The sequence below is a fragment of the Streptomyces sp. NPDC002773 genome, from assembly GCF_040295605.1.
GTDB lineage: Bacteria > Actinomycetota > Actinomycetes > Streptomycetales > Streptomycetaceae > Streptomyces.
In genome coordinates this window covers 576,896-588,115 of sequence record NZ_JBEOVO010000001.1, presented here as the reverse complement: position 1 = coordinate 588,115, position 11,220 = coordinate 576,896, and the positions used below count along the sequence as shown (strand labels likewise).

At 71.8% G+C, this 11,220-nt stretch carries 12 protein-coding genes; 10 read left to right on the top strand and 2 right to left on the bottom strand.

Annotated features, from left to right (window positions below; genetic code table 11):
• From ABT034_RS02555 to ABT034_RS02545, 3 genes are all read left to right on the top strand, one after another.
• On the top strand, nucleotides 1–898 hold an 898-nt coding region (locus tag ABT034_RS02555; protein WP_351210395.1), incomplete at its 5' end, for an ABC transporter ATP-binding protein.
• Nucleotides 895–1,770 carry an ECF transporter S component gene (locus ABT034_RS02550; RefSeq protein ID WP_351210393.1) on the top strand — a complete coding sequence of 292 codons (876 nt, stop codon included), beginning with the start codon at nucleotides 895–897 and terminating at the stop codon, nucleotides 1,768–1,770. The genes ABT034_RS02555 and ABT034_RS02550, both read left to right, overlap by 4 nt.
• 285 nt (nucleotides 1,771–2,055) lie before the next feature.
• The gene (locus ABT034_RS02545) at nucleotides 2,056–2,457 is read left to right on the top strand and encodes an aggregation-promoting factor C-terminal-like domain-containing protein (protein WP_351210391.1); all 402 of its coding nucleotides are present in this window, start codon (nucleotides 2,056–2,058) and stop codon (nucleotides 2,455–2,457) included.
• A gap of 111 nt (nucleotides 2,458–2,568) precedes the next feature.
• Here ABT034_RS02545 and ABT034_RS02540 read toward each other — a convergent pair whose 3' ends face one another.
• Nucleotides 2,569–3,747 (bottom strand): steroid 3-ketoacyl-CoA thiolase, encoded by a 1,179-nt coding sequence (locus ABT034_RS02540; protein ID WP_351210389.1) that lies wholly within the window; start codon nucleotides 3,745–3,747, stop codon nucleotides 2,569–2,571.
• 227 nt (nucleotides 3,748–3,974) lie between these two features.
• On the opposite strand from ABT034_RS02540, the gene ABT034_RS02535 reads away from it, so the two are divergent.
• The 4 genes from ABT034_RS02535 to ABT034_RS02520 all read left to right on the top strand — a co-directional run bounded on the left by ABT034_RS02535 (nucleotide 3,975) and on the right by ABT034_RS02520 (nucleotide 8,044).
• Complete coding sequence (locus ABT034_RS02535; RefSeq protein ID WP_351210387.1) at nucleotides 3,975–5,258, top strand: cytochrome P450; 1,284 nt, start codon at nucleotides 3,975–3,977, stop codon at nucleotides 5,256–5,258.
• A 199-nt stretch (nucleotides 5,259–5,457) separates the two neighbouring features.
• Nucleotides 5,458–6,198, top strand: a complete 741-nt coding sequence (locus tag ABT034_RS02530) for a dienelactone hydrolase family protein (RefSeq protein WP_351210385.1) — start codon at nucleotides 5,458–5,460, stop codon at nucleotides 6,196–6,198.
• A gap of 80 nt (nucleotides 6,199–6,278) precedes the next feature.
• Nucleotides 6,279–7,379 (top strand): DUF2330 domain-containing protein, encoded by a 1,101-nt coding sequence (locus tag ABT034_RS02525; protein ID WP_351210383.1) that lies wholly within the window; start codon nucleotides 6,279–6,281, stop codon nucleotides 7,377–7,379.
• A complete protein-coding gene (locus ABT034_RS02520) occupies nucleotides 7,376–8,044 on the top strand; it encodes an O-methyltransferase (protein WP_351210381.1) in 669 nt (222 codons plus the stop codon). Before ABT034_RS02525 ends, ABT034_RS02520 begins: the two co-directional genes overlap by 4 nt.
• Before the next feature lie 121 nt (nucleotides 8,045–8,165).
• Here the strand turns inward: ABT034_RS02520 and ABT034_RS02515 are convergent, their stop codons facing one another.
• A complete protein-coding gene (locus ABT034_RS02515; RefSeq protein ID WP_351210379.1) occupies nucleotides 8,166–9,338 on the bottom strand; it encodes a serpin family protein in 1,173 nt (390 codons plus the stop codon).
• A gap of 151 nt (nucleotides 9,339–9,489) precedes the next feature.
• Here ABT034_RS02515 and ABT034_RS02510 point away from each other — a divergent pair, with 151 nt between their 5' ends.
• The 3 genes from ABT034_RS02510 to ABT034_RS02500 all read left to right on the top strand — a co-directional run bounded on the left by ABT034_RS02510 (nucleotide 9,490) and on the right by ABT034_RS02500 (nucleotide 11,215).
• Nucleotides 9,490–10,242, top strand: coding sequence for a class I SAM-dependent DNA methyltransferase (locus ABT034_RS02510; RefSeq protein ID WP_351210377.1), 753 nt, complete (start codon nucleotides 9,490–9,492; stop codon nucleotides 10,240–10,242).
• A 128-nt stretch (nucleotides 10,243–10,370) separates the two neighbouring features.
• The gene (locus tag ABT034_RS02505) at nucleotides 10,371–10,700 is read left to right on the top strand and encodes an antibiotic biosynthesis monooxygenase family protein (protein ID WP_351210375.1); all 330 of its coding nucleotides are present in this window, start codon (nucleotides 10,371–10,373) and stop codon (nucleotides 10,698–10,700) included.
• Between the two features lie 29 nt (nucleotides 10,701–10,729).
• Nucleotides 10,730–11,215 carry a GNAT family N-acetyltransferase gene (locus tag ABT034_RS02500; RefSeq protein ID WP_502972779.1) on the top strand — a complete coding sequence of 162 codons (486 nt, stop codon included), beginning with the start codon at nucleotides 10,730–10,732 and terminating at the stop codon, nucleotides 11,213–11,215.
• Nucleotides 11,216–11,220 lie beyond the last annotated feature (5 nt).

Below are 11,220 nucleotides of genomic sequence, written 5' to 3'. Positions count from 1 at the left end.
CCGGCCGTGCCCGCCCCGGGGGACCGGGCCCGCCCCCCCCGGTCCCGGCACGTGGGGCCCCCCCCCCCCCCGCGGGCGTGGGGGGAGGGGTGGGGGAATCTCCCTCTTCAAGCGGCGCCGCACCCGCCCCGCACCCACCCCCACCTCCACCCCCCTCGTCCTCACCGAAGGCCTCGCCGTCCGCCGCGGCCGCGTAGAGGCCCTCCGCAAGGTGGACCTCCAGGTCCAGGCGGGCGAGACCGTCGCCCTCATGGGCCGTAACGGCGCCGGAAAGTCCACCCTCCTCTCCACCCTCGTGGGGATGATCGCCCCGACCTCCGGCACCGTCCGCGTCGCGGGCCTGGCCCCGCACGACACCGACCCCCGCGAGCTGATCCGCCAGGTCGGCCTGGTCCCGCAGGAGCCGAGGGATCTGCTGTACGCGGACACCGTCGCCGCCGAATGCGCGGCGGCCGACGCGGACGCGGGCGCGGCGCCGGGGACCTGCCGGGCGCTGGTGTCGGAGCTGCTGCCCGGGGTGGCGGACGACACGCACCCCCGGGACCTGTCCGAGGGGCAGCGCCTGGCACTCGCGCTCGCCGTCGTCCTGACCGGCCGCCCGCCCCTGCTCCTCCTGGACGAGCCGACGCGCGGTCTGGACTACGCGGCGAAGGCCCGCCTGGTCTCCCATCTCCGGTCCCTGGCGGCGGACGGGCACGCGATCGTGCTGGCCACGCACGACGTGGAGCTGGCGGCCGAGCTCGCGCACCGGGTGGTGATCATCGCGGACGGCGAGGTGGTGGCGGACGGTCCGACGGCCGAGGTCGTCGTCTCCTCGCCCGCGTTCTCGCCGCAGGTGGCGAAGATCCTCGCCCCGCAGCCGTGGCTCACGGTCGAGCAGGTCCAGGAGGCGCTGTGAGTGCCCGTCCCGTCAGGCTGGGACCACGCTCCGTGACGGCGCTGGTCCTGGTCTCCTTCATCGGGCTCGTCGCCTTCTGCTGGCCCCTCTTCGCCGACGCCGGCTCCGCCGTCACCTCGCACGCCGGGGACGCTCCGTGGCTGTTCGCGGTGATGCTGCCGCTGCTCGTCGCCGTGGTCGTGGCGACGATCGCCGACTGCGGGATGGACGCGAAGGCGGTGGCGATGCTGGGGGTGCTCGCCGCTGTCGGCGCGGCCCTGCGGCCGCTGGGGGCGGGGACGGCCGGCCTTGAGCCGATGTTCTTCCTGATGGTGCTGAGCGGGCGGGTGCTCGGGCCGGGCTTCGGGTTCGTCCTGGGGGCGGTGACGATGTTCGCGTCGGCCCTGCTCACGGGCGGGGTGGGGCCGTGGATGCCGTTCCAGATGCTGTCGATGGGCTGGTTCACGATGGGGGCCGGTCTGCTGCCGGGGGCGGCGGGAGCCCGGCGGAGGCTCCGGGGCAGGGGTGAGCTGCTGATGCTCTCCGCTTACGGGTTCGTGGCGGCGTTCGCGTACGGGACGATCATGAATCTGCAGGGCTGGGTGCTGCTCCAGGGCCTGAGCAGCGGGATCTCGTTCCAGCCGGGCGCGCCGCTCCAGGAGAACCTGGTCCGTTTCCTCGCCTATGTGGTGGCGACCTCCCTCGGCTGGGACCTGGGCCGCGCCGTCCTGACCGTCGTCCTCACCCTCACCATCGGCGGCACGCTCCTGAAGGCGCTGCGGCGGGCCACACGGCGGGCGAACTTCGAGGCCCAGGTCACATTCAGGGGTCCGGAGAGGCCCTCCACGGGTGAGGCGCCCCACAGGACCTACGTCACGTACGACGCGGAATAGTAGACGGGTGGAACCTACCCAAACCACCCATCGCGGGGCATGACCTGCGAAAACCCCGCAGACGCACCCCGCGGGACCTTCCTCCCGGGTCCGAACCTTCCTCGTACAGGGGGTCGTTGCATCGCCGTTCCAGCCCTGCTTCTCTGGAGGACGTCGCCAGGCAGCCGGTGCTCACCACAGCGCCTCGGACGGCCGGTTCCCCCCAGTTCCCGGGTCCCCCGGGCTCTGGTTCCGGCTTGCCGAAACCGCCTGACGCACCCATGTCCCCAACGTTAGGTCGAAACCTTGATCCGCTCGCTCACCACTCGTGTCTCTGCCCGCAAGAAGTCCTTCGCCGCCACCGCAGCCGTGCTGCTCGGCGCGTCGGGTGCGGTGCTCGGCACGACGGGCTCGGCTTCCGCCGCCAGCCCGCAGGAGCTTGCCCGTGACATCGTCCCGGCTTCGCAGTACGCGGCGTTCAGCAAGATCGTCGAGCACGAGTCGCACTGGAACCACACCGCGACCAACTCCTCCAGCGGCGCCTACGGCCTCGTCCAGGCCCTGCCGGCCTCGAAGATGTCCTCGGCCGGTTCCGACTGGAAGACCAACCCCGCCACCCAGATCAAGTGGGGTCTCGACTACATGAACGAGCGCTACGGCTCCCCGAACGCCGCTTGGGCGTTCTGGCAGGCCAACGGCTGGTACTAAGAGTCACCGCCGGAAAACCGCGCTTTCGCAAGGCCCCGCCTCCCGCACAGGGAGGGCGGGGCCTGCGGCGTTTCCGGGCCCGGGGCCCTGGGCCCCAGCCCACAGCCACCCCTACAACCGCTGAATGATCGTCCCGGTCGCCACCGCCCCGCCCGCACACATCGTGATGAGCGCGAACTCCTTGTCCGCCCGCTCCAGCTCGTGCAGGGCGGTCGCGATGAGACGCGCCCCGGTCGCGCCGACGGGGTGGCCGAGGGCGATGGCGCCGCCGTTGACGTTGACCTTCTCCAGGCCGTCCAGGTCCCGTTCGAAGACCTGCGCCCAGCTCAGCACCACCGAGGCGAAGGCCTCGTTGATCTCGACGAGGTCGATGTCCCTGAGCGACATCCCCGCCTTGCCGAGCACCGCGCGCGTGGCGTCGATCGGCCCGTCGAGGTGGAAGTGCGGGTCGGCGCCGACGAGGGCCTGAGCGACGATCCGGGCGCGGGGGCGGAGTTTGAGGGCGCGGGCCATGCGCTTGGAGGCCCACATCAGCGCGGCGGCGCCGTCGGAGATCTGGGAGGAGTTCCCGGCGGTGTGGACGGCGGTCGGCATGACGGGCTTGAGCCGGGCGAGGCCCTCCATGGTGGTGTCGCGCAGGCCCTCGTCGCGGTCGACGAGCCGCCACATGCCCTGCCCGGCGGCCTGCTCCTCCTCGGTGGTGGGGACCTGGACGGCGAAGGTCTCGCGCTTGAAGCGTTCCTCGGCCCAGGCGTGCGCGGCGCGTTCCTGCGAGAGGAGGCCGAGGGCGTCGACGCGTTCGCGGGTGAGGCCGCGGTGGCGGGCGATGCGTTCGGCGGCCTCGAACTGGTTGGGGAGGTCGACGTTCCACTCGTCGGGGAAGGGCTTGCCGGGCCCGTGCTTGGAGCCGGAGCCGAGCGGCACGCGGGACATGGCCTCGACGCCGCAGCTGATCCCGACGTCGATGACGCCGGCCGCGATCATGTTGGCGACCATGTGGCTCGCCTGCTGCGAGGAGCCGCACTGGCAGTCGACGGTGGTGGCGGCCGTCTCGTAGGGGAGGCCCATGGTGAGCCAGGCGGTGCGCGCCGGGTTCATGGACTGTTCGCCGGCGTGGGTGACCGTACCGCCGACGATCTGTTCGACGCAGTCGGCGTGGATGCCGGTGCGGCCGAGGAGTTCGCGGTAGGTCTCGCCCAGGAGGTAGGCGGGATGGAGGTTGGCGAGCGCGCCTCCGCGCTTGCCGATGGGGGTGCGTACGGCTTCGACGATGACGGGTTCCGCGGCCATGGGCTCGTCCTCTCCTCGACCGGACGGGGCGTCCCGGCAGCCCGTCGGTCGGCGTCACGGGGAACTAGTACGCGTTCTAGTTCTCTGTGCAGTCTTATGACTGCTACCGCGGGTACGCAAGGGTCCGGGACGCAACAGTTCCCGTTCCGGCCCTTGCTACTTGTGGAACTCGTTACTAACTTCACCGACGACTCCTGACGGCCCATCAGATGTGGAGTGTGTTGCCGATGCCCTGCCCCCATCTTCCCGAAGGGCTTCTCCCCGAAGGGCTTCTCCCGAAAGGGTTCGACGCCACCGACCCCGATCTGCTCCGCGACCGCATCCCCTTCCCGGAGTTCGCCCGGCTGCGGCAGACCGCGCCCGTGTGGTGGTGCCCCCAGCCGCCCGGCGTCACGGGCTTCGAGGACGACGGGTACTGGGCCGTCACGCGCCACGCGGACGTCAAGTACGTCTCCACCCACCCCGAACTGTTCTCCTCGTACGAGAACACGGCCGTCATCCGCTTCAACGAGCACATCACGCGGGACCAGATCGAGGTCCAGAAGCTGATCATGCTCAACATGGACCCGCCCGAGCACACCCGCGTCCGCCAGATCGTCCAGCGCGGCTTCACCCCCCGCGCGATCCGCAACCTAGAGACCGCGCTGCGCGACCGCGCCCACGCCATCGTCGAGGAGGCGAAACGCGGCGCGGACGCCGCCGCCGACGGCACCTTCGACTTCGTCACCAAGGTCGCCGTCGAGCTCCCCCTCCAGGCCATCGCCGAACTCATCGGCGTCCCCCAGGAGGACCGCTCCCGGATCTTCGACTGGTCGAACAAGATGGTGGCGTACGACGACCCCGAGTACGCCATCACCGAGGAGATCGGCGCCGAGGCCGCCATGGAACTCATCGGCTACTCGATGAACATGGCCGCCGCCCGCAAACAGTGCCCCGCCACCGACATCGTCAGCCAACTCGTCGCCGCCGAGGGCCAGGGCAACCTCTCCTCCGACGAGTTCGGCTTCTTCGTCCTGCTGCTCGCCGTCGCCGGCAACGAGACCACCCGCAACGCCATCAGCCACGGCATGCATGCCTTCCTCACCCATCCCGACGAGTGGGAGCGCTTCAAGCGGGAGCGGCCGGCGACCACCGCCGAGGAGATCGTGCGCTGGGCGACCCCCGTCGTCTCCTTCCAGCGGACCGCGACCCAGAACACCGAACTCGGCGGACAGAAGATCGCCAAGGGCGACCGGGTCGGGCTGTTCTACTCCTCCGCCAACAACGACCCCGAGGTCTTCACCGACCCCGAGCGCTTCGACATCACCCGCGACCCCAACCCGCACCTCGGGTTCGGCGGCGGCGGACCCCACTTCTGCCTGGGCAAGTCCCTCGCGATCAAGGAGATCGAGCTGATCTTCAACGCGGTCGCGGACGCCCTGCCCGACCTCACGCTCGCCGGCGAACCGCGCAGGCTGCGGGCCGCCTGGCTGAACGGCGTGAAGGAGCTCAGGGTCCGCGCGTCAGCCTGACGGGCGCGGCGGTGCACCGCGTGGCACGAAACCCGTTGGCGGAACCACGGCGGCCACTGCTACGTTCCCGGAGGCCGTGCAAGAGAGCGAGGAGGTGGTACCCGTGAACGTATCGACATGGGTGCTCTCCTCCGGGGTCACGGTCGGGCGATAGGTCGTCCGGGAGCGCCGTTCACTGGCACTCCCGAAAGGCACGACCGTGCGATTCACTTCTGAACGGCGTCTCGACGACGCCGTCCTCGAGCGCGAATTCACCCTCGGCGAGATCCCCGGCATCCTGTGGACGCCCGGATCCGCGACCACCTCCGCACCGGCGCCGCTGATCCTGCTCAGCCCCCCTCCTCTCGGGCTGCGCACGATGTACCCCCGACTGGTGACCCGAGCCCGGCACTCCGCGGCGGACGGCTTCGCCACGGCCACCATCGAGCTCCCCGGAAGCGGCGACCGGCCCCGCCTGCCCGCCGCCGAGCAGGCCGTCGCCGACCTGCGCCGGGCTTTGGAGACCGGCGAGCCGGTCAGCGACGAGATCATCGACGCCCTCATCCTCCCCCTGGTCGACAGGGCGGTCCCGGAATGGCAAGCCGCCCTGGACGCCCTCCTGTCGCTGCCCGAGATCGGCGGCCCGGTCGGGTACTCGGGGGGCGTGATCTCCATCGCGACCCGGCTGGCGGTGGTCGAGCCGCGCATCTCGGCCGCTGTTCTGTTCGCCGGGAGTTTCGTCCCTCGCACCATGTTCGAGGAGGCCCGCCGGGTCACCATTCCTCTGCACGTCCTGCTGCAGTGGGACGACGAAGGGAACGACCGGCAGACGGCCCTGGACCTGTTCGACGCCTTCGGCTCCAAGGAGAAGACGCTGCACGCCAATATGGGCGGGCACACCGGCGTCCCGCAGTTCGCGGGGGACGCCGCGGCCCAGTTCTTCACCCGGCACCTGAAGTGACACCGGGCGGTCAGGCCACCAGCAGACGGTAGCCGTGCACGGGCCGGAACCGGATCCGCACCCGGTGCGTCCCACCCCGCATGCGGGGGACCCACAGAATTCTGACCACCATCGTCACGCTGCTCGCGCTGCAGCTCGGCTCGCTCGTCGCACCGGCGTACGCCTGCGGCTGCGGCGCCATGATTCCGTCCCGGTCCGAGCGCATCGGCGTCGACCGGGAGGAGTCGGCCGTCCGCTGGGACGGGCGCACCGAGACCGTCGTCATGCGCTTCGCCGTCCACGGCAACGCCCGGAACGCCGCCTGGATCATGCCGGTGCCGAGCCGGGCCGGCGTGACCCTCGGCGATCCGGAACTCTTCGACGCGCTCGAACGGCTCACCGAGCCCGAGCAGCGCGACCGCTTCTACTTCTGGCCACGCGAGGACGACTGGCCGTTCGACCACGACTACGGCGACGGGGCCGGGGCGCCACCGCCGGGCAAGGGCGCCGGTGTCGGCGTCGTCGGCCGCGAGCGGCTCGGCCCCTTCGACGTCGCCCGGCTGACCGCCACCGACCCCGAGGCCCTCGGCGACTGGCTGCGGGCCAACGGCTTCGAGCTGCCCGACCGGCTGACCGGCGCCCTCCAGCCGTACGTGGAGCGGAAGTGGGAGTACGTCGCCGTCCGTCTCGCGCCCCAGGAGAAGGACGCCGTCCTCCAGGGCGAGCTGACGCCCCTGCGCATCACCTTCGCGTCGCCCGAACTCGTCTACCCCATGCGCCTCTCCCGCCTCGCGGCGAACCCCCAGACGCTCGGGCTCTACGTCCTGGCCGACCACCGGATGGAGCCCCGCTCCTCCATCGGCGGCGACCGCCCCGAGGTGACCTTCGCCGGCCGGATCGAACGCCCGGAGGGCGCCGTGTCCGGGCTGGCCGGGGAGCGGCCGGTCCATCTGACGGCCCTGGAGCAGGAGTTCCCGAACCCGGCCCTGATCGACGACGACCACCATCTGCGGACCGTCGCCGACACCCCGTACCGCCGGGTCGAGTACACCGACCGGCTCCTCACCGTCGGCGGCGGCATCCCCGTGTGGCTCCTGACGGTGGGCGGCGGTCTGCTGCTCGTCGCGGGCACGGCGCTGCTGGTCGTACGGGCGGCAAGGCGCCGCGCCGCGACCGGCACCGGTGTACGTTCGGCCGCATGACGAACCCTCAGTGGACCGCAGTCGACCAGTACTTCGCCGAAACGATCGCCCCTGCCGACGACGCCCTCACGGCCACACTCGCCGACTCCACGGCGGCCGGGCTGCCCGAGATCGCCGTCGCCCCCAACCAGGGCAAGCTGCTCCACCTGCTCGCCGCGACGCAGGGCGCCCGGAACATCCTGGAGATCGGCACCCTCGGCGGCTACAGCACGATCTGGCTGGCCCGCGCCCTGCCCGCCGACGGGCGGCTGATCACCCTGGAGTACGACCCCGCCCACGCGGAGGTCGCCCGCGCCAACGTCGCCCGGGCCGGCCTGGACAAGATCGTCGAGGTCCGCACGGGCGCGGCCCTGGACAGCCTGCCGGGCCTTGAGGCGGAGGGCGCGGGCCCGTTCGACCTGGTCTTCATCGACGCCGACAAGGTCAACAACCCGCGCTATGTGGAGTGGGCCCTGAAGCTCTCCCGGCCCGGCACGATGATCATCGTCGACAACGTGGTGCGCGGCGGGAAGATCACCACCCCGGACCCGGCCGACCCGGCGATCACCGGCACCCGCGAACTGTTCGACCTCGTCGCCCGCGAACCCCGCCTGGACGCGACGGCGTTGCAGACGGTCGGCACGAAGGGCTACGACGGCCTGCTGCTCGCCCGCGTCGTCAGCTGACGGGCCGCGCCGCGCTCGCCCGTACGCTGACCGGCCTTCCGCTTGCCCGCGCCGTCAGCCGGCCGGCCGCGCACTCGCCACGCCGTCAGCCGGCGCCGCCGCCCGCCCGCCCGCCGCGTCGTCAGCCGGCCGGCCGCCCGCTCGCCCGCCAGCCCGTGAACAACGGCACCTCCCCCGTACCGTCGAGGACGACCACCCCGAAAGGCCGGTCGAAGGCGATCCGCTCCACCACCTCACGGCGGGGGCGGGCGGCGCTGCGGGTCATGGCGACCTGGGTGACGGCGGCCGCCTCGACCCCCTCCTCGGCGATCTCGACGACCGCCTCCTGCACGACCTTGGCGATGTACAGGTCCGCCGGGGAAAGGCCCGAGAAGTCAGCCCCGGGCCGCAACGCCCGGGTGAGGCCGAGCGCGGCCAGCTGCTCGTTCGCGTCGGTCTTCGTACGGAGGGTGAAGCGCGGCAGGGCGAGGTCGGCGGAGTCGGCGGCGAGCGGCTGCCGCGCACGTGGCCCGGCCCAGGCGGCGGGCACCACGTCGCCGGGCCCGGCCCCGGGGCCCCCGAGCACGAACCGCACGCGCAGACCCCCGTCCTCCTCCCCCGCACAGGGCAACTCCACGACGGTGACCCCGTCCACGTACCAGACCCACCCGGCCGGGATCCGCTGCCGCATGGTCGGTACGGGCCGGGTGGCGCCGTCCCCGTCGGTGAACGGCTCGTCGCGGGTGAGGTGCCCGGGGAAGGCGGTCAGCCAGGAGGCCTTCAGGGCGAGGGCGTTGAGCAGGACCAGGTCCTCGGACCCGTCGAGTGCGAGCGGCAGCCGCGCGATCCGCCCGCCGGTGGCGGCCCGCACCCAGGCGTCGAGCTCCTCCTGGGCGTCGGGGACGTCCCCGAGGGACATGTCGTCCGTCGCCCCGAAGACGTCGTCGGGCAGCGCGGACCAGACCGCCCCGGGCAGCAGCCCGAACGTCACGTCGGGCAGCCCCCGCCGAAACGCCTCCCGGATCGGCACCGCGCTCCACACCCCGGTCCCCACCGCGACCCCACCGGCCCCACCGGCACCCCCGAGCCACCGCCCGACCCCGGTCACGGCCTCCCCGGCCGCCTCCCCCTCGACCCCGAGCAACTCCCGCAGCTCGTCGGCGGTCGCCCCCCGAGCCCCCGAGGCGACGGCCCCGAGCGCCAGCCACAACCCGACGGGCGACACGACGAAGTCCCCGCCCCCGAGCCGGGGCAGCCAGCGAGCGGCGAGGGTCCGTACCGCGTCGGCCCCGGCTGCCCACTCAAAGCCGACCATGCCCTGCCTCCTGTCCTGGGTGCCTTCATGAGCATCTTGACCGCTCCCCTGCCCGGATACGCGGGGATTCCTGGCCCGGCAGCCTCCCGGCCCGGCAGGCGGGAAGAAAATGCGTCGACAGCGCCCCTCGGCACTGGCAAGGTGACTGTCCGTGACGAGTAGTGAACTGTGGACCCGTGCGACCGCCGACCGCTACGACGCCGAGGAGACCGAACTGTCCTCGGCTGCCGTTCTCGGACCGACTCTCGATTTCCTCGCCAAGCTCGCCGGAGACGGCCGGGCACTGGAGTTCGCCATCGGAACCGGACGCGTGGGAGTCCCGCTCCGCGAACGCGGCGTGCCGGTCGTGGGCATCGAACTGTCCGAGCACATGGCAGCGGTGCTGCGGCGCAAGGTCGACGAGAACACGCTCCCTGTCGTCATCGGGGACATGGCCACCACCGTCGTTCCCGGCGAGTTCACCCTGGTCTATCTCGTCTACAACACCATCACGAATCTGCTCACGCAGGACGAGCAGGTCGAGTGCTTCCGCAACGCCGCACGGCATCTGGAGCCCGGCGGCCGATTCGTCATCGAGCTGGGTGTGCCGCCGCTGCGGTTCCTGCCGCCCGGCCAGGTCGCGGTGCCGTTCGATGTCTCCGAGCGGCATCTCGGCTTCGACACCTTCGACCTGGTCGAGCAGATTCTTGTCTCGCACCACTTCACCCGCGACGGCGACGACGACGGCGAGGACGGCCGCTACCGCCGCGCGAACTCCCGGCACCGGTACGCCTGGCCTGCGGAGCTCGACCTGATGGCACGGCTCGCCGGGCTCGAGCCGGAGCGTCGCGTCGCGGACTGGGACGGGTCTCCGTTCACCCAGGACTCCGCGAAGCACATCTCCGTGTGGCGCAAGCCGGCCTGAGGTCGGCCACCGGTCGGGAGTACTCAGTCCCGGTCCTGACACCGCCCCGACGGGTGGATGTAGGAGACTGCAGGCGCATGATCAAGGCTCGGTGCAGCGCCAGGCCTGTGCTACCGGAGAGGTGTCGTGTGCCCAGCATCGTAAAGATCAACGTCCTGACCGTTCCTGCCGAGCAGCGTGAGGTGCTTGAGCAGCGTTTCGCCTCTCGGGCCGGGGCCGTCGAAGGGTCCGACGGTTTCGAGTGGTTCGAGCTGCTGCGGCCCCTTGAGGGCACCGACCAGTACCTGGTGTACACCCGGTGGCGCAGTGAGGAGGACTTCCAGGCCTGGATGAACGGTTCCATGAAGGCCGCGCACCAGGGCGGCGGCGAGGCTGGTGGCGAGCGGCCGAAGCCCGCCGCGTCCGGGTCCACGCTGTGGTCCTTCGAGGTCGTCCAGCAGGCGTCCCCGAAGAACTGAGCTGCGCCCCAGGTCACGCGCGCCGCACAATGGCGCGCATGACCTGGACTTTCTCCCCCGAGCGCGTCGACACCCCGGAGGCGACCTCGCTGCGCCGCGACTACTACGACGACGTCGCCAGCCGCTACTGGAAGCGCCCCGCGACCGGGACGGAGATCGATGACGGGCTCACGAACGACGGGGTCGAGCTGCTGACCCCGCCGACCGGGCGGTTCCTGGTCGCGCGGTACGAGGGCAAGCCGGCCGGCTGCGGCGGAGTGCTCCTGCTCGACGAGGAGCGCGCCGAGCTGACCCGGGTCTTCCTGCGCCACGCCTTCCGTGGCCTGGGCGGAGCCGGGGCCCTGATCGGCGAGTTGGAGGACGCGGCACGGGGCCTCGGCGCGCGCCGGATGGTCCTCAACACCCGCCTTGACCTCGTCGAGGCGCGCGCCCTGTACACACGGCACGGATACGCGGAGATACCGGCGTACTGCTCCGGGCCGTACATGGACATCTGGTACGGCAAGGAGCTCTGACCCCC